General features: G+C 63.3%; 25 protein-coding genes and 1 pseudogene. 20 read left to right on the top strand and 6 right to left on the bottom strand.

Translation table 11 applies throughout. The annotated features are described in order from the left end of the window. Positions 1 to 257 precede the first annotated feature (257 nt). Positions 258 to 680: pseudogene (locus tag K323_RS27645) on the bottom strand (IS21 family transposase); the annotation flags it as partial. Between K323_RS27645 and K323_RS27640 the strand changes: the two are divergent. Beyond that, a complete protein-coding gene (locus tag K323_RS27640) occupies positions 609 to 1,301 on the top strand; it encodes an HNH endonuclease (RefSeq protein ID WP_084697542.1) in 693 nt (230 codons plus the stop codon). The pseudogene K323_RS27645 and the gene K323_RS27640 overlap by 72 nt on opposite strands. Before the next feature lie 40 nt (positions 1,302 to 1,341). Here K323_RS27640 and K323_RS0120540 read toward each other — a convergent pair whose 3' ends face one another. Continuing rightward, positions 1,342 to 1,986 carry a TetR family transcriptional regulator gene (locus K323_RS0120540; RefSeq protein WP_022887141.1) on the bottom strand — a complete coding sequence of 215 codons (645 nt, stop codon included), beginning with the start codon at positions 1,984 to 1,986 and terminating at the stop codon, positions 1,342 to 1,344. A gap of 58 nt (positions 1,987 to 2,044) precedes the next feature. Here K323_RS0120540 and K323_RS0120530 point away from each other — a divergent pair, with 58 nt between their 5' ends. From K323_RS0120530 to K323_RS0120520, 3 genes are all read left to right on the top strand, one after another. Then, a complete protein-coding gene (locus K323_RS0120530; protein ID WP_022887140.1) occupies positions 2,045 to 2,485 on the top strand; it encodes a nuclear transport factor 2 family protein in 441 nt (146 codons plus the stop codon). Further along, positions 2,482 to 3,354: an SDR family oxidoreductase gene (locus K323_RS0120525; RefSeq protein WP_022887139.1), complete on the top strand. Its 873-nt coding sequence runs from the start codon at positions 2,482 to 2,484 to the stop codon at positions 3,352 to 3,354. The genes K323_RS0120530 and K323_RS0120525 overlap by 4 nt, the downstream gene beginning before the upstream one ends. Positions 3,355 to 3,504: 150 nt before the next feature. Then, positions 3,505 to 3,882: a TM2 domain-containing protein gene (locus tag K323_RS0120520; protein ID WP_084697552.1), complete on the top strand. Its 378-nt coding sequence runs from the start codon at positions 3,505 to 3,507 to the stop codon at positions 3,880 to 3,882. Between the two features lie 84 nt (positions 3,883 to 3,966). Here K323_RS0120520 and K323_RS0120515 read toward each other — a convergent pair whose 3' ends face one another. After that, entirely contained in the window at positions 3,967 to 4,932 is a 966-nt protein-coding gene (locus K323_RS0120515) for an alpha/beta hydrolase (RefSeq protein WP_026851928.1), read from the bottom strand. Positions 4,933 to 5,190: 258 nt separating this feature from the next. Between K323_RS0120515 and K323_RS0120510 the strand changes: the two genes are divergently transcribed. From K323_RS0120510 to K323_RS0120490, 5 genes are all read left to right on the top strand, one after another. Then, a complete protein-coding gene (locus K323_RS0120510; RefSeq protein WP_022887136.1) occupies positions 5,191 to 5,868 on the top strand; it encodes a GntR family transcriptional regulator in 678 nt (225 codons plus the stop codon). 120 nt (positions 5,869 to 5,988) lie between these two features. Further along, entirely contained in the window at positions 5,989 to 6,816 is an 828-nt protein-coding gene (locus tag K323_RS0120505) for an N-acyl homoserine lactonase family protein (protein WP_169515706.1), read from the top strand. Continuing rightward, positions 6,813 to 7,667 (top strand): SDR family NAD(P)-dependent oxidoreductase, encoded by an 855-nt coding sequence (locus tag K323_RS0120500; protein ID WP_157509520.1) that lies wholly within the window; start codon positions 6,813 to 6,815, stop codon positions 7,665 to 7,667. The genes K323_RS0120505 and K323_RS0120500 overlap by 4 nt, the downstream gene beginning before the upstream one ends. Further along, a complete protein-coding gene (locus tag K323_RS0120495; protein ID WP_022887134.1) occupies positions 7,664 to 8,536 on the top strand; it encodes an N-acyl homoserine lactonase family protein in 873 nt (290 codons plus the stop codon). Before K323_RS0120500 ends, K323_RS0120495 begins: the two co-directional genes overlap by 4 nt. Positions 8,537 to 8,545: 9 nt before the next feature. Next, positions 8,546 to 9,307: a carboxymuconolactone decarboxylase family protein gene (locus K323_RS0120490; protein WP_022887133.1), complete on the top strand. Its 762-nt coding sequence runs from the start codon at positions 8,546 to 8,548 to the stop codon at positions 9,305 to 9,307. A 146-nt stretch (positions 9,308 to 9,453) separates the two neighbouring features. Here K323_RS0120490 and K323_RS27635 read toward each other — a convergent pair whose 3' ends face one another. Beyond that, on the bottom strand, positions 9,454 to 10,830 hold the full coding sequence (locus K323_RS27635) for an MFS transporter (protein ID WP_022887132.1): 1,377 nt from the start codon (positions 10,828 to 10,830) through the stop codon (positions 9,454 to 9,456). Positions 10,831 to 11,054: 224 nt separating this feature from the next. Here K323_RS27635 and K323_RS0120480 point away from each other — a divergent pair, with 224 nt between their 5' ends. The 9 genes from K323_RS0120480 to K323_RS0120440 all read left to right on the top strand — a co-directional run bounded on the left by K323_RS0120480 (position 11,055) and on the right by K323_RS0120440 (position 18,424). Next, on the top strand, positions 11,055 to 11,468 hold the full coding sequence (locus tag K323_RS0120480) for a carboxymuconolactone decarboxylase family protein (protein ID WP_022887131.1): 414 nt from the start codon (positions 11,055 to 11,057) through the stop codon (positions 11,466 to 11,468). A gap of 4 nt (positions 11,469 to 11,472) precedes the next feature. After that, on the top strand, positions 11,473 to 12,735 hold the full coding sequence (locus K323_RS0120475) for an alpha/beta fold hydrolase (protein WP_022887130.1): 1,263 nt from the start codon (positions 11,473 to 11,475) through the stop codon (positions 12,733 to 12,735). Further along, entirely contained in the window at positions 12,732 to 13,259 is a 528-nt protein-coding gene (locus K323_RS0120470; protein ID WP_022887129.1) for a type II 3-dehydroquinate dehydratase, read from the top strand. Before K323_RS0120475 ends, K323_RS0120470 begins: the two co-directional genes overlap by 4 nt. Before the next feature lie 14 nt (positions 13,260 to 13,273). After that, positions 13,274 to 14,743: an NAD-dependent succinate-semialdehyde dehydrogenase gene (locus K323_RS0120465; protein WP_026851922.1), complete on the top strand. Its 1,470-nt coding sequence runs from the start codon at positions 13,274 to 13,276 to the stop codon at positions 14,741 to 14,743. A gap of 69 nt (positions 14,744 to 14,812) precedes the next feature. After that, positions 14,813 to 15,742, top strand: a complete 930-nt coding sequence (locus K323_RS0120460) for an NAD(P)-dependent oxidoreductase (RefSeq protein WP_033373797.1) — start codon at positions 14,813 to 14,815, stop codon at positions 15,740 to 15,742. Beyond that, entirely contained in the window at positions 15,739 to 16,152 is a 414-nt protein-coding gene (locus K323_RS0120455) for a cupin domain-containing protein (protein WP_022887126.1), read from the top strand. Before K323_RS0120460 ends, K323_RS0120455 begins: the two co-directional genes overlap by 4 nt. A gap of 72 nt (positions 16,153 to 16,224) precedes the next feature. Then, positions 16,225 to 17,028 (top strand): N-acyl homoserine lactonase family protein, encoded by an 804-nt coding sequence (locus K323_RS0120450; protein WP_026851920.1) that lies wholly within the window; start codon positions 16,225 to 16,227, stop codon positions 17,026 to 17,028. 59 nt (positions 17,029 to 17,087) lie between these two features. Further along, on the top strand, positions 17,088 to 17,531 hold the full coding sequence (locus tag K323_RS27630) for a carboxymuconolactone decarboxylase family protein (protein ID WP_022887124.1): 444 nt from the start codon (positions 17,088 to 17,090) through the stop codon (positions 17,529 to 17,531). Continuing rightward, complete coding sequence (locus tag K323_RS0120440; protein WP_022887123.1) at positions 17,528 to 18,424, top strand: NAD(P)-dependent oxidoreductase; 897 nt, start codon at positions 17,528 to 17,530, stop codon at positions 18,422 to 18,424. The genes K323_RS27630 and K323_RS0120440 overlap by 4 nt, the downstream gene beginning before the upstream one ends. A gap of 199 nt (positions 18,425 to 18,623) precedes the next feature. On the opposite strand, the gene K323_RS27625 is transcribed toward K323_RS0120440, so the two are convergent. Both K323_RS27625 and K323_RS27620 read right to left on the bottom strand, forming a co-directional pair. Further along, on the bottom strand, positions 18,624 to 19,910 hold the full coding sequence (locus tag K323_RS27625) for a M20 metallopeptidase family protein (RefSeq protein WP_245571035.1): 1,287 nt from the start codon (positions 19,908 to 19,910) through the stop codon (positions 18,624 to 18,626). Between the two features lie 24 nt (positions 19,911 to 19,934). Further along, entirely contained in the window at positions 19,935 to 21,317 is a 1,383-nt protein-coding gene (locus K323_RS27620) for a GntR family transcriptional regulator (RefSeq protein ID WP_022887121.1), read from the bottom strand. A 219-nt stretch (positions 21,318 to 21,536) separates the two neighbouring features. Between K323_RS27620 and K323_RS27615 the strand changes: the two genes are divergently transcribed. Together K323_RS27615 and K323_RS27610 are read left to right on the top strand one after the other, a co-directional pair. Then, on the top strand, positions 21,537 to 22,481 hold the full coding sequence (locus tag K323_RS27615) for an ABC transporter substrate-binding protein (protein ID WP_169515702.1): 945 nt from the start codon (positions 21,537 to 21,539) through the stop codon (positions 22,479 to 22,481). Continuing rightward, positions 22,478 to 23,326 carry a nitrilase-related carbon-nitrogen hydrolase gene (locus K323_RS27610; protein ID WP_022887119.1) on the top strand — a complete coding sequence of 283 codons (849 nt, stop codon included), beginning with the start codon at positions 22,478 to 22,480 and terminating at the stop codon, positions 23,324 to 23,326. The genes K323_RS27615 and K323_RS27610 overlap by 4 nt, the downstream gene beginning before the upstream one ends. Position 23,327 lies beyond the last annotated feature (1 nt).

Below are 23,327 nucleotides of genomic sequence, written 5' to 3'. Positions count from 1 at the left end.
CAGAACCTCGCAAACTGGGACCACGCCCACCGGTACTGCATCCTCGTCGACGGCGCATGGCCGAGCGGACTCATTGCCGCGTCTGCCTGCGCGATTAACTCGCCTATTGAAACACTCATCTCCGGCTCACCTCCAGTGAAAATCGAAAGAGATGAGCCAGCGTAGGCGGGCCGCGATTATCCCGAGGAAATCAGCTCTCAGGCCGCCATTGCACACGCCCGCAGAGCAGGACTCGGGATAACAGACTCCTCGGGATAGTCGCGCGGGTGTCGCACTCTGCCGGGCAGCACCGCGGCCGAGTAGTGCGCCGCCATCTCCCGGTAAGCATCGTTGAGAATGACCTCACCCTCGCGGGGGTGCGAGATCACTCCGGTCTTCAGATTGTCGGGCACCAGGCGCGGGACGCTGCCGCCGAAGAACGCAAACATCGCCGTATGGGCGCGCAGCCAGGACTCCTGCCGCATATCCAGGGTCGCTTCCACGAACGCGTAGCGGCTGAAGGGTAGGCAGGAGACGAACAAATACACCGTCGACATCTCGCCCGTTGTCGGATCCAACAGTTTCATTGTGGGCCCGGACCAGTCGACCTCGATACTGCGGCCGGCTTTATGGCCGACCCGGGACGTCGCCCCCGAGACCGCCGCGTGCTCACCATAAAGCCGACAGAAGCGGTCGTAACTCTCATTCTCGATGTCGGCCGGAGCCGTGGCCTCGGTGACGACCTCCTACCCGACTTCCTGGGCTTCGGTGATCAGCGACTGCAGATCGTTTATGAGGCCGACCGCGTCACCGATGACGATCTCCGCGAATCCATCGACGAGAGTCTTCGAACGCTGTCGGGGCGCGAAGATCTGGATATCCGTGCCACCGAACGCGCGTTGATTGGTACCGCGAGAGTGGGGCAACAGCAATTCGCACGCAAGGTTCTTGCCAACGCCGCCTTCAGCTGCGTGTTCTGCGGTTTGAGTACTCGCGCGTCGGGCTTGCCGAGCGCACGGATGCTGATTGCCTCACATGTGAAGCCCTGGAAGCAGAGTTCCGCCCGGGAGCGACTGGACACTCAAAATGGATTGGCTGCTTGTCCTACACACGACGCAGCATTCGAGGCGTTCTTCTTCTCGGTCAACGAGCGAGGACGCGTCGTTCGCTCGGCGCCGCTGATGCGGGCGATCGAGAGCGACGCGGGCATGAGGCGGAATTTCGATGCTCCCGGTCTTTCGGGGCGATTGCTCTTGCCAGAAGCAGGAGTAGCCCCTGGGCTCAGCTATACGTCCTGGCATCTCGACCAACTCGTGATGTGATCCGTCTTCTTCAAGTCATCACCCAGCGCTAATCGCAACGTCAATCTAGAAGCGCCGCCGCCAGGCCGCGAGCAATGAACTCCCCGAACTGCGTGCGAGTCCAAGCTCGATTGACGACCAGGTTCTCGTAGAACTCGGGCGCTGTGTACGCCCACATCACGTCCGCCGCTTGATCAACGCTCAGGCCATAGGCGAGGATGCCCCGCTCGGCCACAACGCGGGCATTGCGCAGCATGCGCTGGTAGCGCGACTGCTCGATTTCCCTCAGCAACTCGCGCATCGCGGGGTCGCCTCCGGCCGCGGCATCCTGAATCAACCGCACCACCGGCGCAACCAGCGGAGCTACCTCCGACGCCAGCTCTCCCAACCGGTGCATGAGTGCAAAACCGCTCGTCTCCTCGACCTGCGCCAGGTCGGAGCGCTGTTCCGCAGAAACCTCACCCTCACCCAGGAGGCTGCGTTCGTGGATGGCAGACACGAGGCCCGACTTTCCGCCGAACGATTTATACACCGATTCAGCGGAGACCCCTGCGCTCGCCGCTATCGCCGCGATGGTGGTCGCGCCGTAGCCGTCGTGCAGGAACAAGGTTCGCGCCACCTCAAGCACGCGCTCGCGGTTGGCCACAGCGCGAGCCCTGCGACCGGTCGCGTCATATGACCGTGAACTGTTGACCGTCTTCTTCACCAGGCGTACACTCCAAATTAGATAACAGCTACTGTATCGAATATGGGTTGGTGATCCAATGAACCCGAACCCCGCGGACGCAGCCGGCATTCTCGAGCCGGTCAACCGCCTCCTGGCAGCCGTCAACGCCCATGACCTCGACACACTCGCCGACTGTTTCGTCGAAGAGTACGTCAACGAGACCCCCGTGCACCCGCGGCGCGGCTTCACCGGGCGCGCGCAAGTGCGAGCGAACTGGGCCCAGCTCTTCAGCGGCATCCCCGACCTTCACGGCACGATTACCGGCACAGCCATCGACGGCGACCGCGTCTGGAGCGAATGGTCCTTGAACGGCACGCGCCTCGACGGCTCCGCCCACACGATGGCCGGAGTGGTCATCTTCACGGTGCACGGCGACGTCTTCACCGCAGCACGCTTCTTCCTGGAGCCAGTGGAGACGGGCAGCGGCGGCGTCGACGACGCGGTGCGTCGCCAGGCGATGGGGGAGACGGAGCCATGATCCTCCTGGTCGGCGCAACCGGCAGGCTCGGCGGCGTGCTCGTTGACGGGCTGGTGCGTGATGGTGTGCCCGTGCGAGCCCTCACCCGCAGCACGGATGCCGCGGCGCGGCTTCGCGCGATGGGCGTCGGTTGTGCAGTTGGCGACCTGCGCAACGCCTCCGATGTGGCACGTGCCGTTGCGGGCTGCACTGTTGTGGTCTCCGCAGCGAGCGGATTCGGACCAATGGGCTCCTCCACGCCGAAGAGCGTGGACCGTGACGGCAATCTGAATCTCATCCGTGCCGCGGCAGCCGCCGGCGTTCGACATTTCATCCTGGTGTCCATGCACGGCGCAGCACCCGATGCCCGACTGCCACTACTGCGAATGAAGCATGATGCCGAACAGGCGCTTCGTGCGTCCGGGCTGGGCTGGACGATCATCCGCCCAACGGCCTGCCTCGAGACGTATCTCGATGTGGTGGGAGGACCGATCGAACGCCGTCGTTCCACGATCGTCTTCGGTGCAGGCAACGTGCCAGTCAACTTTGTGTCGGTCAAGGACGTTGCAGCCCTGGTGCGCCGAGCGATCGACGATCGAACGCTGCGCGGGCGATTGATCGACTGGGGTGGAGCCGACTTGACCCTGAACGAGTTGTCGAGCGCGGTGCATGCCACGGCCGGAACCGACGGGAAGACCACCCGCATCCCGCTGCCCGCTCTGCGCGTGATGGCCGTCGTGGCGAGACCCTTCTCGCCGTTCCTGGCGCGGATGGCGCAGGCGTCCGTGATCATGAACACGACGGACATGACCTTCGACGCGGCGCCCGAGCGCGAAGCCGTTGGCGGTCTTCCGTGGACAGGCATGGAAGAAGCGCTCGCCGGCAGATGAGCCGCTGAACGCGTGCGGCAGGCATCCGTGGCCCCATATTGGGGGCGTGGCCAGATCGCGCCGCGAGGCGTCGAAGGCGGCGGCGTCCGCTACGGTTCAGAAGCGCCGGAATGCCAGCGCCAACATTCGCATGCGAACAATGGAGTGAACATGACCGACATCAACTACCCCGCGCCCGCCGCTGCCAACGCTGCCTCTACTGCACAGCCACAGGTCTCCCACAAGTCCTTTGTGGTGACCTGGATTCTGGCCCTGCTGCTCGGCACCCTCGGCATCGACCGCTTCTACCTGGGCAAGATCGGCACCGGCATCCTGAAGCTGATCACTGCGGGCGGATTCGGCGTCTGGACCCTGATCGACATCTTCCTCGTGCTCTCCGGCTCCACCCGCGACAAGAACGGTCTGCCGCTCGCTGAATACGCCCAGAACAAGAGGGTCGCCATCATCGTCACGATCGTCGTCCTCGCGCTCGGCGTCGTGAGCAGCATCATCAGCGCCGTCGTGCAGGCCGCCCTGCTCAACAACTGACCCCGCTCAACTGACCCCGCACGGCTCCGCGACGAAGCGCGACCAGAACGACTTCCGTTGATGACGTTGCGTGCTACGGACCGCCTACAGCGCGAGCGTTCGCTTCAGCCAATTGGTTCGGGCCTCGATGGCAGCACGTGAGACGGATGCTTGGGCGAACATCTCAGACCCGTGGAAGGCACCTGCCCAGACGTGCAACTCCGCCTGCACACCCGCCGCCCAGAGTGCGCTCGCATAGGCGACGTCTTCGTCGCGGAAGACCTCTGCCGATCCCACGTCGATGAACGCGGGCGGCAGGTTGCTGAGATCGGTGGCCCGAGCTGGCGCGGCATAGATGGAGACGTTCTCTGTCTGGAAGTCGTCGCCGAGCAACGCCCTCCATGCGGTGTCGTTGCTTCGGCCAGACCAGATGGCCCCGTCGACGTACTGCTTGCTCGAGACGGTGACATCACGGTCATCGAGCATCGGGCTGCTCAGCCACTGGCCAGCGACCTTCGGGCCGCCGCGGTCGCGGAGGAGCAGTGCGAGGCCGGCGGTGATTCCACCACCCGAGCTGCCGCCTCCGATGATGACGCGCTCCGGGTCAATACCGAGGTCGGCGGCGTGTTCGACCGTCCAGAGCAGGCCGGCATAGCAGTCTTCGACCGCAGCGGGATAGGGCGCTTCGGGAGCGAGACGGTACTCCACGGAGACCGCGACGATGCCGAGATTCTCCACCCAGTCGAGCACCCTCCCGATGTTGGCGAAGCGGTCTCCCATGATCATGCCGCCGCCGTGCGCGTGGTAAACGACCGGAACTGGTGCGGCGAGACCACGCGGAGTGAAGACGGAAAGCACGACGTCTGGCTCGCCGCCCTGCCCGGGAACGGTGTGCTCGACATGGTCGACGGCCCTACCGGCGAGCAGCTCATCGACGGACTGCGTCGGCCGCGAGGCGCGAGCCGCCGGAAGCGTTTCGAGGGTGACCGAGATGTAAGCGAGGTCGCCCATCGCGGCCAGGCTCGCGGTCAGCTCTGGGTCATAGGGCGGCTTCGCGGGCGTGTGAGACATGGGCTCCTCCGGGCGGTCGGTGACGCTGCGCCGCAGCGCCGCAGCGCTGGTTAACACGATGCCGGATGTCGCCGGCGCGAAGCGCTGCAGGTTCGGCTCGAATTTTACCAGCGCACCGCGAACCGACGGTGGCCTTCCTCGGTCGGATTCCATTCAGAGCACAGGCGGCGCCTCCAGACGCATATCCCTTGGCGCGGGTAGGCTATACCCGAGATTCACGTAATACTGTATGACACTTGAAAGCGTTTGGAGGAACTCATGCTTCAGCGTCAGGCCGCGCCCCTGCGAGAGCAGGCGGTCGCAGTACTTCGGCAAGATATCATCCGTGGCGAGTTCCACCCTGGGATGAGATTGACCGAGAAGTCACTCGAGCAACGCCTCGGGGTGAGCCGCACGGTGGTGAGAGAGGCTCTCCGGCAGCTTGAAGCAGAACGGCTCATTCGAATAACGCCCAATGTCGGACCCATCGTCGCCGAACTCACACGTGAAGACGCGGCGCAGCTCTACGAAGTGCGGGCGGCGCTCGAGGCCGTTGCTGCGAAGCTGGCGGCACGCAATCGCACCCAGGAACAGCTGGAAGCCCTGACCTCCACGTTCCAAGCGATCGCTATGGCCGAGAATGCACCGGTCCAAGACATGGTCGCACTCAAAGACGCGTTTTACGCCGAACTGATCACTGCGAGCGGCAACCCGATCATCGGGGAGATGCTCGCCAACGTGCAGGCTCGGATCAGCCAGCTCCGCACAGTGACGCTGTCGAGCCCAGGGCGCGGGCACGATACCACCCAAGAGTTGCAGAGCGTGATCGACGCCATCATCAATCAGGACGAGGAGTCCGCCCAGGCGGCGAGTGTCGCCCATGTGCAGTCTGCGGCGCAGATCGCTCTCAGTCACCTGAGCGCGAAGCAAGAACAGAGCGAACTCGAAGCGGTCTGATCACCGCGTGGCGCTGAGGGGCGGCCCTCTGCATTGAGTACGATTGTAGTATCGTATTACAATAGTTGGATGCGAGGTGGATTGGCGTCCGCCGGCACCGACATGGCTCGAGGAGGCGTCGTGAGTACCCAGGCAGACCAGACCCACTGGGAGGTCATCGCAGTTCGCTTCGGGACTCGCATGGCGCGGAAGAGTCGTGTCTACCTCAATTACCAGATCTACCATGAGCCGGACGCCGATCTGGCAATGGACTACTACTACTGGATCGCCCGCCGAGGTGATCAGGTTATTCTCATCGATACCGGTTTCAACGCGGTGTCCGGCGAAAAACGAGGGCGGACCCTTCTGATCTCGCCCCAGGAATCCCTGACGGAACTCGGCATCGATGCAGGCACGGTCGAGCACACGATCATCACGCATATGCACTACGACCACGCAGGAAATCTCAACCTCGGCTCCAACAGCCAGCTCTATCTCTCGCGTCTCGAGCACAACTTCTGGACCAGTCCGATGGGTCAGCGCCGTCTCTTCGCCTCCGCAGTCGAAGACGATGACATCACTGCGGTGTCTGAGCTGATCGCCGCAGGAAGATTGACGCTCACAGATGGAGACTACGAAGTTGTCCCCGGGATCCGGGCACTCGAAGTCGGCGGTCATACCGCCGGCGAGCTGATCGTCATCGTGTCCACAGCGATGGGAGACGTCGTGTTGGCGTCCGATGCCATCCATTACTACGAGGAGCTCGAACTCGACCGTCCGTTCGTGGAGCTCGACGATCTCCCAGACGTGTTCACGACCTTCGACACCGTTCGTGGGCTTGTCGCGAATGGTGCGACGCTCGTCCCCGGCCACGATCCGGAGGTCATGCGCCGATTCCCGACCGTGCCTGGCGCACGATCCGACCTCGCCGTCGTCATCGGCGGCACCGAAACGAAGGCAGATTCATGAACTTTTCACTGTCCGGCTCAGAAGGAGCAGTCATCGTCACAGGAGCCGGAAGCGGACTCGGTGCCGCCAGCGCGAGAAAACTGGCGTCGCTCGGCGCATCGGTCGTCGCGGTCGACGTCGACGGCGCATCCGCTCAGAAGACTGTCGACTCTCTCGCGACCAAATCGATCGCCGTCGAAGCCGACATCTCGAACCCTGAAGGGGTCAGCCACTATATGGCCACGGCGGTCGACAGCTTCGGCACTGTCGTGGGCTATCACTTGAATGCCGGCATCATCGGTTCATTCGACCCGCTGCCGCTCGTACGCGTGGAAGATTTCGACCGCGTGATGGCGGTCAACGTGCGCGGTACGTTCCTCGGCCTGCAGGCGGCATTTCGCCAGTTCGAGGCTCAGCGCACGGCGGGGTCGATCGTGATCACGGCATCCATCGCCAGCCTGCGCGGCAGTCACGACGTCATCGCATACCAGACGTCAAAACACGCGACGCTCGGTCTCATCCGTTCTGCTGCAATGTATGGCGGCCCTGTGGGAATCCGCACGAACGGAGTCGCCCCTGGCCTGGTACCGACGGAACTGCACACCGCCGCAGCTGACCTGCCGGGCGGTGGAAGTGACATTTTTGAGCGTGGCGCGACCGTGCCGATGCGGCGAACGGGTAAGCCGTCTGAAGTGGCCGAAGCGGTTTCCTTCCTGCTCAGCGATGCTGCGAGTTATATCAACGGCGATGTCATCTCCGTCGACGGGGGATCAGCATTTGTGAACAGTGTTCGACCGTCGGGCGGCGCGGGCAAATGGGATCCCAGTGAGGCAGACGCGTACGTGCGCACGGCGATGGGAGGGGACTCGTGACCACGGATGCGACACCCGGGGCCACTGAAACGGGAGACGCGCTGACGACAACCGGGAACCTCCGAACGAACACGGGCACCCGAGTGCTGCAGGTGAAATACGGAGAGCGTCAGGTGCGGCTCAGCGACGCATTCCACGACTTCGAAGCCCACGGGATGCCCGACGCAGAGGTCACGATGGACTACAACTTCTGGACTGTCGAGCGGGATGGCCGGATTGCTCTTGTTGATACCGGCTATGACGTCAGCGAGCGCGATTGGCTCGGCGAAGTCAGCGTGCTGCCGGTGCCTGCCGGGCTGAGCCTCGCCGGCATCGACCCACTAGACGTGGAGCTCGTCGTGCTCACGCACTTCCATTTCGATCACATCGGCTGGGTGCACTTGTTCGAGAACGCGCGAATCGTCTGTTCCCGCATCGAGTACGAGTATTGGATCGGCAAAAAGCGCGCGGGCGAATTGGCGGGAGAGTTCACCACCGCAGAGCTGCTGCAGCCCATCGAGGACGCGGCAGAAGCTGGACGACTGCAGTTTGTGGACGGTGAAGAGGAGGTCTTCCCTGGCCTCTCGGTCACTCCGATCGGCGGACATTGCCCCGGGGAGCTGTTTGCCACCATCGTGGACGGCGGGCAGGGGATCATCCTCGCAGCGGACGCTGCACACTTCGGGATCCAGATCGAGCAGGGTTGGCCCTTCTTCGCCTACACGGATCTCGACGACATGCTCGCAGGCCTGGCGCAGATCAAGGCACTCGCGGATGCGACAGGCTGGGCCGTCGTGCCGGGTCACGACCCAGCCGTTCGAACCAGCTTTCCTGCCGCGCCCGGCGAGGCAGGATCAGTCATCAACGTCCTGATGGACGTTCAAGCGTAAGGAGGAACAGTGGCACTCGATCAGCGTCAAGAACAGGTGAAGCAGGATTTCATCGACCAGCGTGGAACCTGGGGAACGCCCTGGGAATCGATTCTGCGATTCGATCCAGACTTCCTCGAGGCGTATCTCGGCTTCTCGACCGTTCCGTCGAAGAAGAACCAGCTCGACGACAAGGTCAAAGAGTTGATCTTCATCGCTGTGGATGCTGCCGCGACGCACATGTACCTTCCCGGCGTGCGGCAACACATTCAGGCCGCGCTGCGGCTCGGAGTGACGCCTGCCGAGATCATGGAGGTCATTGAGCTCGCGTCCACGCTCGGCATCCACGCCATGAACATCGGCGTCCCGCTGCTTGTCGAGGTACTCGAGGAGCGTGGACTCCGTTCTGGGCCGGCGCCGCTGGGCGACGAGCAACAGCGGCTGAAGGATGAGTTCGTCGCCGCGCGAGGCTATTGGATTGACTTCTGGGACCCGATCCTCGAACTCGACCCGGAGATATTCGACGCATACCTTCGTTTTTCGACGGTGCCGTGGAAGACCGGCGTGCTTGAGCCCAAGGTGAAGGAGTTCGTCTACATCGCTTTCGATATTGCGGCCACGCACCTGTACACCCGAGGTGCGAAGCTGCACATGGAGAACGCTCTCGACCACGGCGCGACACCAGAAGAGATCATCGAGGTGATGGAGATCGCCAGTTGCATCGGTATCCATGCGGCGACAACGGCTACGCCGATCCTGGCCGAAGAAGTCGACGCATTCGGTGGCAGCTGAAGCGAGTTTCAGGCAAGGAAAGAAGGGGAGCGGATGTCCGCTCCCCTTCTTTCCTTGCCTGGTTGTTGCACGGCCCGGTAATCGCGCTCAGCGCGTAAACGCGGTGGTGCCCCGTGGCCGCTACCACGGGGACCAGTCCGGAGGTGTCAGCCGTTCGAGATTGCGCCCCCAGGGTTCGCGTCCTTGAAGTAGTGCGGTGAGCGAGCTTCGCAAAAACGGATGAACCGAGGTGCGAATACTGCCAGGATGGCCGCGATGACGAAGAAGCTCGAGAGGAACAACAGCCCGGCGTTCGTCGATCCCGTGAGCTCGACGAACCATCCCAGGATGGGCGGGCCGGCGAGACCGGCGAGGTTCGCAACGGCGTTCACAAAGGCGAATGCGACGGCGATCATCGTGATCGGGAAGTGGGAGCGCACCAGCACGAACACGATAGGCACCGATGCCTGCTGAACTGTTGCCAGGCACAGGCCGATGAAAGCAATAACCGGGTTTCCGGCTGTGCTCGCGATGAACATCCCTAACGCACAGGTGAGCATCGATACCACGATGATCCACGACGGTTGTTTCACCCGCTTGGAGATGATCGAGGCCAGGACGAGTGCGATGGTGCACACGAACCACGGGATCGATGAAAGCAAGCCGGATTCGATCGGGCCCAGGGCGAACTGCTCGTTGATGATCGTCGGAGCCCAGTAGTTCACTGTGAGGAAGCCGACCAAGGTGCAGAAATACATCGCCGTCAGGTACCACGCGACCGGGCTCTTGATCACACTCGCTGTGGCCTTCCAGCCATGGACCTCCTTCTCGACGCTGACATCGAGGGCACCCTCAACCGCGGTGCGCTCCTCGACCGTAAGCCACTTGGCATCCTTGGGCTTGTCCGGCAATGCAAAGAAGATGAGCACGGCCGTGAGTAGTGTGATTACGCCCTCGATGATGAAGACCCAGCGCCAGCCTTCCAACCCCATGACGCCGTCGAGGTTGAGCAACATAGAGCTGAAGAGAGAGCCGAACGCGAGTGACAAAGGCAGGCTGATCTGGAACAGCAGCCAGTTCGAGGCGCGCCGGCGTTTGCTCGCCCAATACCCGAGGTAGAGGAGGAGGCCGGGGTACATTCCCGCCTCGGCAAGGCCAAGCAGAATGCGCACGGTGACGAGCGACCCGTCATTCCAAACGAAGGCCGTGGCGATGGTGATGATGCCGAACGTCAGAAGGATCCTGGCGATCCATTTTCGGGCTCCGAAACGTTCGAGGAAGATATTGCTCGGGATCTCCATGATGAGATAACCGACATAGAAGAGCCCGGCCGCGAGTCCGAAGGAAACCGGCGTGAGGTTCAGGGTCTCTTCCATGCTGGTGGCGGTGATGCCGAGGTTGGCACGGTCGATGTAGGTCACGAAGAACGCGAAGAGTGCAAGGGGGATGATCCGCTTCGCGATCTTGCGATAGGCAGACCGCTGGACGGGTGTCTCCTCCGCCTCGGGTTGCGTGCCGACCGGAGTCCGCAGGGTATTGGACATCTTTGTCTCCTTATCAAGTCGCACGTGGTTACTCGTTGTTCGACGGTCATCGTCACGTGCTGCTGTTCGAGTCGTATCGTATGACAGTATTACGTGATTAGTCAATCAGCGAAATTCGTGAGACTCAATTGACCAGATCTTAATGTTGTCATACGGTATTATCATCGGAGTAGCCGTGAGCAGTCCAAGAGTGCGCACAGCTCTCGTCCAATATGGAGGTACCCTTGAGCAACGCCGCCCAGCAGTACATCGATGACATGGCCGCCAAACGCGGCTACGTGCTCGACTATCACAAGGTCATGGCCAAGCAGGACTTTGATGTGCTCAAGGCTGCGAACGGCCTTGTGTCCGCCGCCTATCTCGATGAGCGCACATTGGACAGGCGGACCAAGGAACTCATCTTCATCGTGAGCCTCACGGTCATGCGGGCGGCGAAAGGCCACATCCAGAGTCATATTCGCGTTGCACTCGACCTGGGCGTTACTCCGACTGAGATTCTCGAGGCGATTGAGATTGCCCTGCCAGAGGCGGGTATCGTCGCGTTCCAGGCCGGCTTCGAAGCCTGGCGCGATGTGGTCGGTGCCGACGGGCTCGAACCGACTGTCCTTGTGCACGAGGGTGGGTCCGGTATTGATTGACACCGTGGCATCCATCATCTCTGACTGCGCCGCATTCGGGCGCGAGCTAGCGGTGCGAACCAGCGCAGACGGAGCCTTTGCCGACCTTGCGCGCGGTGTCACCGTCGCCTTCGAGCTTCGGGGGCAGGATTGGGCCGTCGGAGTGAACATCGTGGACGGCGAGATTACTGGCGCCGAGTCCGAACCGTGGTTCACCTTGGAAATGTTGGATGACGACTGGCGGTCGACCTTCGCAGCGTCACCCTCGCCCGGAGATCAGAGCATCCTGGCCGCGATCAAGACCGGCAGGGCGCGGCTCATTGGCGACGAACTCGCCTTCGCGCAGCATGTGCAGCTGGTGCGACGGCTGATCGAAGTCATCCGCGGAGACCTCCCAACTCACCAGGCGGAGGCATCCCATCGAGAGCTCAGCTTGCGAGGGGAGTATGTTCGTGTCGAGATCCCGCAACTGGGCATCTGTGATGTGTTTGTGGAACGCGCCGGCAGCGGCGTGTCACTGGTGTGTCTCGCCACGGCCGGGAGCGACTCTCGTCAATATCACGGCCTAGTGACCGAGACGGATATTGTCGACCGGCACGAGCTCATTGCCTTCGACCTTCCCTGGCACGGCAAGTCGAATCCGGCGTGGGGGAGGCGTTCGACCGAATACAGCCTCACGTCGGCGAGTTATGTCGGGGCCATCACCGCTGTGGTTGAGGCGCTCGATCTCGACGACCTGCCCATCCTCGTCGGCTCGTCCATGGCCGGCGCCGTCGTCGTCGAGGCCGTCGCCCGGCGGCCGGAACTCTTCCGAGGAGCGATAGCGTGCCAGGCCGGGCCGCGCGTCACCGGCCGGCGTACCGCGTGGCTTCGGAGCCCGGTTGTGAATCAGGCACTTCATATTCCTGAGTGGACATACGGGCTGATGTCTCCCGAGTCTCCCTTCGAAATGCGCGACCGCGTCTGGTGGGGATACTCACAGGGCGGGTTCGGAGCATACGACGCGGACCTCGGCTACTACTCGCAGAGCTGGGACATCGACAATGTGCGCCACCTCCTCTCGGGGTCGAGCCCGCACATCGTCGTGATGTCCGGCGCCTACGACACGAGTGTGCCCACAACGGCGAGCGAAGCCCTTGCCGCGGCCATCCCGAACTCCAGTTTCCGGGTCATGCCGGAGCTGGGACATTTTCCGCACGCGGAGAACCCCAGGGCTTTCGCTCCTCACCTCCAGTGGGCGATCGGCCGAATCCTTGATACAGCCCCATCGGAAGGACACGACAAGTGACTGCACATTCAATCGAGCGCGCCGGAACGCGGCGCCACCGCATCGTCATCATCGACGGGCCGAACATGACGAATCTCGGCGCGCGCAATAAGAAGGTCTATGGGGCGATCAACAGCATTCAGGACCTACAGCAATTCTGCACAGGGCTGGGCGAGTCACTCGGCGTCGAGATTGAGACCTTCGTCAGCAACTATGAGGGCGCCATCCTCGAGTTCATCCACGCGAACGCCACCAACGCAGACGCATTCATCATCAACCCCGCCGGCCTCACGGAGATCGGCATCCCCACGAAGCACGCGCTCAGCGAAACCGGGAAACCCGTCGTCGAGGTGCACTTCGCGAACGTGATGGCACAGCCGAGCGCTCCCCGCGGGTTGCCGATCGGCCCCTGGGAGTCGGTGTTCAGCCCACAGGTGACCAGCGTCATGATGGGAATGCGTCAATACAGTTACGCGGCCGCCATCGTCGGGCTTGTCCTCGCTCTAGACGACGAGACCTTCCTCGGGGGAGAGATCGCCCAGTGACGATCGCGCAGGAAGTGACGAGCGCGCGGGAGGCCGAGCTGCTCGCACGGATCCCGAACCAGCTCTATGTCAACGGTGAGTGGGTCGACGGCGAGGACGGCACGATCGAGGTCGCTGACCCCGCGACCGGCAAGGTCCTCCGCACCATCGCGAACGCCAGTGTGGCAGACGGAGTGCGGGCGCTTGATGCCGCCAGCTCCATTCAAGCGGAGTGGGCGCGTACGCCTGCTCGCGTTCGCGGGGAGATACTCCGCAAGAGCTTCGACTTGTTGCAGGAGCGCGCAGAAGACTTCGCGCTGCTCATGACCCTGGAGATGGGCAAGCCCCTGGCCGAGGCGCGCGGTGAAGTGGCCTACGGCGGTGAATTCCTCCGCTGGTTCGGCGAGGAAGCGGTGCGGATCACCGGGCGGTACAACGCCAGCCCAGAGGGCACAGGCCAGATGATCGTGACGCATCGCCCTGTCGGGCCGTGCTACCTGATCACGCCGTGGAACTTTCCCCTGGCGATGGTTACGAGAAAAGTTGCCCCTGCGCTCGCCGCCGGGTGCACCGCCATTGTGAAGCCCGCAACCTTGACTCCACTCACCACCCTTGCACTCGTTGCGCTTCTGGAGGAGGCGGGCTTGCCACCGGGGGTGGTTAATGTCATCACGACGACGTCAACTGCTGCGCTCAGTGAGCGACTGATTGCCGATCCACGTCTGCGTAAGGTCTCGTTCACCGGCTCGACTCCGGTTGGAGTCCAGTTGCTCAAACAGTCGGCCGACAACGTGCTCAGGACCTCCATGGAGCTCGGCGGCAATGCCCCCTTCGTGGTCTTCGCCGATGCTGACCTGGATGCCGCGGTCGATGGGGCGATCATCGCGAAGTTCCGGAATATCGGACAGGCCTGCACGGCGGCGAACCGCTTCATCGTGCATGAATCGGTTGCGGCCGAGTTTGCCGTGCGTCTCGCTGAGAAGGTCAATGCGATGACGATGGGGCGCGGCACGGAAGATGGCGTGACAATCGGCCCCCTCATCGACGACAAAGCGGTGGCGAACACCGCTCGGCTCGTCACCGGGGCCGTCGCCCAGGGGGCGACGCTGATCGTCGGTGGGAATGCCGTCGCCGGGGGAGGGTCGTTCTTCGAGCCGACGGTGCTTGATGGGGTCACACCCGAGATGGCGGTGAGCGCGGAAGAGATTTTTGGCCCGGTCATCGGTATCCAGCGCTTCTCGACCGAGGAGGAGGCCGTGCGCCTGGCGAACGCGACCGAGTATGGGCTCGTCGGCTATGTCTTCACCGCCGATGCGAAACGAGGGCAACGGATGATCGAGCTCATCGACACCGGAATGATGGGTCTCAACGCCGGCGCCGTTTCGAATGCCGCCGGACCGTTCGGCGGGGTCAAGCAGTCGGGACTGGGTCGCGAAGGCGGCCTGGAGGGCATCCATGAGTACCTGGAAACCAAATACACCCTCATGCCGAGTGCGTTTGCGTGAGATTGACATACCGTATGACAATCCTGTTGACTGGGCGGGACGAAGACACAAATGGGCAAGGGAGTCCTGATGGCCGAGAATGACAGAACACGATTGGGTTTCATCGGCCTCGGGAACATGGGCGGTCGAATGGCCCGTTGCATCACCCGGTCCGGCGAGCCGCTTGTCGGCTTCGACATGCGAGCGGAGTCGATTGAAGCCGCTGGCGCGACGGGCGTGTCGTCCGCGGCCGAGGTCGTCGCCCAAGCCGACATCGTCATGATGTCGCTTCCAGACAGCACGGTCATCGAGGCAGTCGTCTACGGTGAACCGGCCTTCCTCCACAATGTTCGTCCCGGCCAGGTGATCGTGGATCTCAGCACGGCCTCGCCGGAGTCGACCAAGCGCATCGCAGCGGATGTCGCGGAGCGCGGCGGTTTCTACGTCGACGCTGGAATATCGGGCGGAGCCGCCGTGGCAGAAAAGGGCCAGCTCACCCTCATGGTCGGCGGCGACGCCGGAGCACTCGAGCGTGCCAGGCCTGCGCTCGACTACTTCGCGAAGACGATCTACCATTGTGGCGCTTCCGGCTCCGGTCACGTGGTGAAACTGCTGAACAACTTCCTCAACGCCATCTCGCTCTCGGCGACCGCCGAAGTCATGGTTGCCGCGAAGAAGGCCGATCTCGACCTGCAGACCGTACTCGACGTGCTCAATGCAAGCTCCGGCGTCAACTTCGCGACGATCAATCGCTTCCCCAATATCATCACGGGCGATTACATGGAAGGTGGCCTCACCAACACCCTCATGCTCAAGGACGTCACCCTCTACGTCGACCTCCTCGCCAGGCTCGGCGTGGCCAGTCTGAACTCGGCTGGCCCGGTTGCATGCTTCGGGCTCGCTCGGTCGCTTGGCTACGCTGACGCGATCAGTAACACGGTGGTGGATGCAATCGGCGACATCTCCGGGGGAGTGCGACTGCACACCCCACAGAAAACAACGGAAGGAACCCAGAAGTGAAGATCACCCACCCCCCGCAGCAGGAAGGGATCGCGGGCAAACGCGGCACCCAGTTCACCGGCACGGCATTCCCCTATCTGACGATGAACGAAACAGACGGCGTCACCATCAATACGGTGAACTTCACGCCCGGGGCGCGAACCTACTGGCATTCCCACGAACGGGGCCAGATCCTGCAGGTGTTGGCCGGTCGCGGACTCATCCAGGCCGAAGACGGAAGCGTGCGCGTCATCCGTGCCGGTGACACCGTCTGGTGCCCTCCCGGGGAGCGTCACTGGCATGGTGCGTCGCCGGAATCCTTCATGACGCATACGGCGATCTCGCTCGGCAAGACAAGCTGGGAAGGCGCTGTCGACGAGGCCGTCTATACGTCAGAGGCCAGCGACGACGCACGCATCACCCCGGCATGACCGTGAACCGGGGCCCTGTCCGCCCTCACGGGTGACGCCCGCCGAAGGGTGGGCGCAGAAAGCGAGAACGCGGTGTCCGCAGAATATGAAGTCACCATCGTCAAGTTCGGCACACGCCAGGCGTTCAAGAGCGACGTGTACCTCAACTGGAGCATCTATGGCCGACCCGATGAGCCCATCGGCATGGACTACTACTTCTGGGTGATTCGGAACGACGTGCGCACGGTGGTCGTCGACACCGGATTCTCAGAAGCGGGTGGCCGTCGCAGGAACCGCACTTTCCTCGTCCGGCCGCTGGATGCACTGGCCGCCCTCGGGATCGCTCCGGCGGACGCACCGACACTCATCGTCACTCACGCGCACTACGATCACATCGGCAACCTGCACGAATTCCGCAATGCCCAGGTCGTCATGGCGCGCAGCGAGTACGACTTCTGGACTTCCCACCTCGCGGGGCGCCGCCAGTTCAGCTTTGTCTCTGAGCCGGTTGAGATCGAGGCGCTGCGCCGAGTCAGTAACGACGGTCGCCTCACGACCTTCGAGGACGAAATACAGGTGGCACCGGGTATTCGCATGCTCAGGATCGGGGGGCACACTCCCGGTCAGAGCATCGTGCTCGTCGACACAGCGGAAGGCACGGTAGTTCTCGCATCCGACGCCGTGCATTACTACGAAGAGTATGAGGGAGACGTCCCGTTCGCCTTCACTGCCGACCTTCCGGCCACCTACCTCGGATTCGACCGCATCAGGCGGCTCGTCGATCGGGGGGAAGTGCGCCACATCGTATCCGGCCACGATCCGGATACCCTCGCCCGTTTCACACCGGTCGAACACGGGCAGCTCGCCGGTCTCGCGGCGACCATCGGCAGACGATAGATGTCATCGCGGCCTCACACAGAGAACTCATCAGACAGCACACCACAGGAGGGAATCGCATGACGTCACACGGCACACATGAGGAGTCTTACGACCGAGGGCTCGCCATCCGCAAAGAGGTACTCGGCGCCCAGCACGTTGAGCGTTCGCTCGCACGGGTGAGTTCCTTTTCACGACCGATCCAGGAGATGGTCACGGAATACTGCTGGGGTGAGGTGTGGTCGCGTCCGGGATTGAACCGACGGCAGCGCAGTCTGTTGAATCTGGGCATCCTCACCGCGCTCAATCGTTCACACGAACTGGGAGTGCACGTGCGGGGGGCGATATGTAACGGTGTCACCGTCAGCGAAATCCAGGAGGCGCTTCTACAGGCCGCGATCTATGTCGGTGTGCCGGCGTCGTTGGAAGCCTTCCGTATCGCGGAGGAGATCATCCGCGATGAACTCGGTGAGGACGCACTGAACGGAGTGACGACTGAAGTCGCTGGGGGCGAGGAGTCATGAGCCAGAACCCACTCACCATCGCCATCATCGGGCTCGGGCATATGGGTACGCCCATGGCGTCTCGTCTCCTCAAGGCCGGCCAGGCCGTTCGCGGCTTCGACCTGAGCGAGTCTGCCAGGGCACTGCTCACCAAGGCGGGCGGAGTGGGCGTCGCCTCGGCGGCCGAAGCCGCGACGAGAGCCGACGCAGTGATCCTGATGCTGCCAAACTCCGCGATTGTCACGGCGGTCGTCGAAGAACTGCTCGAGGCCGAGGCGCTTGCCACCGACGCTCTCGTCATCGATATGAGTTCCTCGGAGCCGTTCGCGACCCGGGCATTGCACGAGAGGTTGGCGCAGGCGGGGGTTCGCCTTGTCGACGCGCCTGTGTCCGGAGGCGTGCGCGGTGCCGAGCGGGGAACACTCACCGTTATGGTCGGAGGCGACGATGTCGATGTGACTCGCGCCATTCCCCTCCTTGCCTCCTTCGGTCGCGTCGTCGAGTGCGGCCCCATCGGCGCCGGGCATGCGCTCAAGGCGCTCAACAACTTGCTGTCGGCCACGCATCTGTGGGTGACCAGCGAAGCAATCGAAGCCGGCAAACGATTTGGGCTCGACCCGGAGGTGATGTTGTCGGTGTTCAACGGCTCGAGCGGCAGGAGCGGTTCCACCGAGAACAAGTGGCCGAACTTCATCCAGCCCGGCACCTTCAATTCCGGATTCGGGCTGAGTCTCATGCTGAAGGACATGATGATCGCCACCAGTCTCGGACGCGCCGTCGGTGCACCGATCGCACTGGGAGAGGATGCGGTCGACCTGTGGCGAAGTGCAGGGGAAGACCTGGACCCCGGTGCCGATCACACGCAGGTTGCTACGTGGATCGCCGACCGTGCCGGTGAAACGGGAGCGGTGTAGCCGGCAACTGTCCATGAGCACGACACTCAGGCTGCGTTGATGTCACCCTTCACCCGCCAGGGTTATCGTGCGGGTGCTGATGACGTTGTGTGCTGCGGACCGCCTACAGCGCGAACCGGCGGGGCCTTCCTCGGTTCCGCGCGACGGCATCCGTCGTCTTCGCGTGGACGGCCACCCGTGTGAACCTCGCCACAGGGCGTCAGGCGGCGCCGGTCGCGCTCACTCCTGCGCTGCCTCCTGCGCTGACTCCCGCACTCATGTTCGCGGCGCTCAGGCGCCGCACCGCCAGCGTCGCCAGGAACGTCGCCTGGTCGCCTAACACTCGATCATCGAACTGCGCTCGCGAAGAGTGCAGCGGCGCCCACTCGGACGGGTCGACGTCGGGGGAGCCGGCACCGATGTGACCGAACGAGCCCGGCACCTCAAGCAGAATCTTGGAGAAGTCCTCAGAGCCGGCCTTCGGAAACTGCAGCGTCTCGAACCGCTCCTCACCGAACAAGTCGGCCGCCGTGGCCGCCCAGAACTCCGCCTCACCGGCGTTGTTCTCGGTCACCGGCAACTTCAGGTCGAACACCGCATCCGCGGTCAACTGATGCGCCCTCGCAATCGACTCCACCAGGTTCGGCAACTCCACGGCCAGTCGCCCCTGCACCTCAGCGCTGAAGCAGCGAATTCCGGCTTTGAACGTCGCCTCATCAGGGATGATGTTCGCGGCCGAGCCACCGTGGAACTCGCCGACAGTGAGAATCACCGGGTCGAACACGTTGAATCGACGGGTGATGTAGGTCTGCAGCGACCCCACGATCTCCGCCGCAACCTGAATCGGATCCAACGCCTGGAACGGACGGGAACCGTGACCTCCGCGCCCCTGCACAGAGACATCCAATTGCCCGAACGCGGCCATGTATGGGCCTGGCCGGGTCGTGAACAGCCCAGCCGGGGCATCCGACGCCATGTGAACGCCGTACGCGGCAATCGGCCTGCCGCCAGAGGCCCGCAACACGCCTTCGTCGAGCATGGCCTGCGCACCGGCGAAGATCTCCTCGCCGGGCTGGAACATGAACACCACATCACCGGGCAGCTGGGCGCGCACAGAATGCAACAGCTTCGCGGCACCCACCAGTCCGGCGGTGTGCAGATCGTGCCCGCACGCGTGCATCGCGCCGTTCACCGACGCGAAGTCCACGCCCGACTTCTCGGTGATCGGCAGGGCATCCATGTCGCCTCGAAGTAGCACGGCCGGCCGGTCACCAGCAATCACGCGATCAGGCACGGCGCCTCCGCGAAGAACGGCGACAACGGATGTCGTTGAGGTTCCGAGCACGATCTCAAGCTCGAGGTCTTTCAGCGCCTCAAGCACGCGCGCCTGCGTGCGCGGCAGATGCAACCCGATCTCCGGGTCGGCGTGCATCTCACGTCGGAATGCGATCAGCTCGTTGGTGAGGGCGACGTCGGCGCTCACCCTTAGTGGCATGTCGGTGGTCACGGTGTTCCTTCCAGTCGGTGGTGCCTATAGCGCGCGGGCGGCCATGGCATAGGCGTCGGCCACGCGCTCAGGGTCGCTCAGTTCCTTGCCGATGCCGAGCCGGGCGACCGGTCGGTGGGTCAGGATGCTGCCCTCTTTGCCGGTCTCGGTGGCGATTCCGTATGAGGCGAGAACCAGCAGCCCCTGCTGCTCGCTGAGAATCGGGACGACCAGGCTGAGGCCATCCCGCGGCTTCACGTCGAGGCCGCGCTCGCCGAGCAGCGAGGCCATGTGCAGCCGCCGGCTCTTGTAGACCTCGCGCGCGTGATCGACCCCCGCCCGGGTTGCGGGATCCGTCAGCATCCAGGCCAGCGCACTCTGCAGCATCCGGCTCGTCCATCCGGACCCGAACTGCTGGTAGAGCCTGGCGCGCTCGACGGGCAATTCTGCTCCGCCCATCACCGCAATTCGAAGGTCAGGACCATGGGATTTCGAGTAGGACCGCACGACAACGCTGCGGTCGGGGAACGCGGTTCCCAGGCTGACGCCGGCATGCAGGTTGAGGTCGCCGAGACCGTCGTCTTCGATGATGAGGCAATCCGAACCGCCCAGCACTTCAACGAGGTCGGTGTGACGTTCGGGGGACAGAGTGGACCCGGAGCGAGACCCGGAGCGTGGCTCGTAGATGAACGCGACCGGCCTGTGTTTCAGCGCCTGCTGCAGCGACTCGGCCACCGGCCCGTCTGCGTCGGTCTTCACGGCGATGACGCGCGCGCCGGCGAGCTCAAGAATGTCGAGAGTACGGGGTGTCGACGGATCGGCGACCGCCACATATTCGCCCGGCACGACGCCAGACGCGACCAGCAGCCTGATCGCATCGTAGCCGCCGTTTGCCACGAACCACGCCTCCGGCTGCCACGGCCAGGTCGGCGCAACGGCGTCACGCAGTGCCGGGATGATGCTCGGCCGCTCATACCAGTTCAGTCGTTCATCAACTGGTGCCTTCGCGATCGCATTCTGCAGATCGGGAAGAAGATCGGGGTCTGGGGTGGCAAGCGACAGGTCGAGCACGTTGCCGCCCCACAGCCGCACCACGTTCTCAAATCTCTTGGGGGCAAGCATGCGGGGCGCATCGAGAACCCGCATCCCCTGCCGGCCGGTGCCCTCCACGACGCCGTGCTTTCGCAGGGTGGCCCACGAAGCAGAAACGGTTGCGGGGCTCACGTGCAAAACCACGGCCAGGTCTCTGACCGTCGGCAGCCGGCATCCGCTCGCTATCTCGCCCTGGCGCACCATCCTGATGATCGCCGACGCTATCCCCAGCGCCGATGGCTCGTCTATTCGTGCGGCCAGCCAGGCGGCCGACACTTCCGTCGCCGACGCTTCCGTCGCCGACGCTTCCGTCGGTGGTGCGTCATTGCGATCCACGAATTCTCCCGGTTCCGGAGTCGAAGTTACGAGTTACGTTCAGTAACAATAGCTTATATTGTGCTAGTTCGTCTATTGAGCATATGCTCTCCTCTCAATACCCATCGACGGCGTTACCCATCGACGCGTAGAACGACGTCGACCGGGCACAGCCACCACGAGGAAGACACCGACACCATGCGCCACCTGCGCCTCGCAACCCGCCACTGGGATCACGTGATGCCCATTGCCACCAAAGAAGTCTCGGGCTACGAGAACTACGACCTGGAGACCCGCGCGCTCACGCCGGATCTCTGGACCGAGCGCGACCTCGACGGCGGGGAGACCTCGTTCAGCCGCTATGTGCGAGCCCGGGCGGCCGGCGACGACAGCGTGACGGCCTTGCCGGTCTTCATCATGCGCGGCTTCCGGCACCGCTGCATCATCACGGCGACGGACAGCCCGTTGGAGACGGCCGCCGACCTGCGCGGCAAGCGGATCGGCCTCACCGGCTGGGCAGACAGCGGCAATACCTGGACCAGGGCGATCCTTCGCCAGGACGGCGTGGACATCGCCGACGCCGATTGGCGAGTCGGCGCACTGACCGCCAACCATCCGATCATCGACCGCATCGGCCCGATCGACGTTCCGGAGAATATCGCCCCCACCGAGAACGACGAGCCCATGGTCGACATGCTGGCGCGTGGCGCCCTCGACGCGGTCATGACTCCGTTCATGCCCCCGGGCTTCTACGACGAAGGATCGCCTTTCCGTCCGCTCTACCGAAACACCCAGCAGGCTGAGGTTGACTACTACGCGTCTACCGGGTTCATTCCGGGCATCCATGTGCTCGCCGTGCAGACCCGAATACTGGAGGAAGACCCAGAACAGGCAACAGCGCTTGTGGCGGCCTTCGAAGCGGCCAAGATCATCAGCTCTGAACGCCGGGGCAAGCTGCTCGACATCACGCCGTGGCAGAACGAAGCGATGGCGACAGCGACGCGCGTCTTCGGCTCCGACTGGATGTCATACGGGCTATCGGAGAACGCCACCATGATCGCGGCGTTCCAAACGGAACTGATCGCCCAGGGCCTGCTCTACAACGAGCAGGGCGTCGACCAGCTGTTTCCTGCATTCGACGCCGTGACAACGAACGCCGTGTTAACGAAAGGTATAACCGTATGACCGACCTGAAGGTCGCAGCAGCCCAGTTCGCAGTGAGCGACGACTGGCACACCAACATCGACCAGATTCTGCCGCTCATTGCGCGGGCAGAGAGCGACGGCATCGACCTCCTGGTTCTGCCAGAAGGCGTACTGGTGCGGTTCATGGGCGAGAAGGAACGCATCCGTTACGCTTCGCAGCCACTCGACGGGCCATTCATCACCGAGCTTCGCGCAGCCACGCACGGGCTTCGGGTCACGGTCGTGCTTGGCATTCACGAGAAAACGGATGCCGAGCGCCCGTTCAACACGCTGGTCGCGTTGCGAGGCGGCGAGATTGTGCACCTCTATCGCAAGACCCATCTGTACGACGCCTTCGATGCCCGCGAGTCAGACAACATTCTCGCCGCAGACGTGGTGCCAGAGCTTCTCGAGGTCAACGGCTTTCAGGTCGGGCTCATGACCTGCTATGACGTACGGTTTCCTGAGCTTGCTCGTCTGCTGGCCGTCAAGGGTGCCGACGTCATCGTGCTCCCAGCTGCTTGGGCGAAAGGGCCCTCGAAGGAGTTCCACTGGAGCACGCTCGTCAGCGCCAGGGCACTCGACAACACCGTCTATGTGGTTGCCTCCGGAGAATCCGGCGCCACCTGCATCGGCCGCAGCATGATCGTCGACCCCCTGGGCATCCCGATCGTGCAGGCCCTGGCCGGCCCGGAGATGATCACCGCCACGATCTCACGCTCACGTCTCGATGCGGCGCGCAGCAGTCTGCCGGTTCTGGCAAATCGGCGATTCGATGTCGATCCCACCCCGCGGGCGCTCGCCGGCGCATCCGTTTCATCCGTTCCATCATCCGTTTCACTCTGAT

This window comes from Glaciibacter superstes DSM 21135, assembly GCF_000421145.1.
GTDB classification, from domain to species: domain Bacteria; phylum Actinomycetota; class Actinomycetes; order Actinomycetales; family Microbacteriaceae; genus Cryobacterium; species Cryobacterium superstes.
The sequence above is the reverse complement of the archived record's forward strand: the minus strand, read 5'-3'. Positions and strand labels throughout refer to the sequence as shown.

Bases quoted from the DNA above. Each gene is read 5' to 3' on its own strand.
- K323_RS27640 (WP_084697542.1), top strand. From the start codon at position 609: ATGGCCGACCCGGGACGTCGCCCCCGAGACCGCCGCGTGCTCACCATA.
- K323_RS0120530 (WP_022887140.1), top strand. From the start codon at position 2,045: ATGAACCCGAACCCCGCGGACGCAGCCGGCATTCTCGAGCCGGTCAAC.
- K323_RS0120525 (WP_022887139.1), top strand. From the start codon at position 2,482: ATGATCCTCCTGGTCGGCGCAACCGGCAGGCTCGGCGGCGTGCTCGTT.
- K323_RS0120520 (WP_084697552.1), top strand. From the start codon at position 3,505: ATGACCGACATCAACTACCCCGCGCCCGCCGCTGCCAACGCTGCCTCT.
- K323_RS0120515 (WP_026851928.1), bottom strand. From the start codon at position 4,932: ATGTCTCACACGCCCGCGAAGCCGCCCTATGACCCAGAGCTGACCGCG.
- K323_RS0120510 (WP_022887136.1), top strand. From the start codon at position 5,191: ATGCTTCAGCGTCAGGCCGCGCCCCTGCGAGAGCAGGCGGTCGCAGTA.
- K323_RS0120500 (WP_157509520.1), top strand. From the start codon at position 6,813: ATGAACTTTTCACTGTCCGGCTCAGAAGGAGCAGTCATCGTCACAGGA.
- K323_RS27635 (WP_022887132.1), bottom strand. From the start codon at position 10,830: ATGTCCAATACCCTGCGGACTCCGGTCGGCACGCAACCCGAGGCGGAG.
- K323_RS0120460 (WP_033373797.1), top strand. From the start codon at position 14,813: ATGGCCGAGAATGACAGAACACGATTGGGTTTCATCGGCCTCGGGAAC.
- K323_RS27630 (WP_022887124.1), top strand. From the start codon at position 17,088: ATGACGTCACACGGCACACATGAGGAGTCTTACGACCGAGGGCTCGCC.
- K323_RS0120440 (WP_022887123.1), top strand. From the start codon at position 17,528: ATGAGCCAGAACCCACTCACCATCGCCATCATCGGGCTCGGGCATATG.
- K323_RS27615 (WP_169515702.1), top strand. From the start codon at position 21,537: ATGCCCATTGCCACCAAAGAAGTCTCGGGCTACGAGAACTACGACCTG.
- K323_RS27610 (WP_022887119.1), top strand. From the start codon at position 22,478: ATGACCGACCTGAAGGTCGCAGCAGCCCAGTTCGCAGTGAGCGACGAC.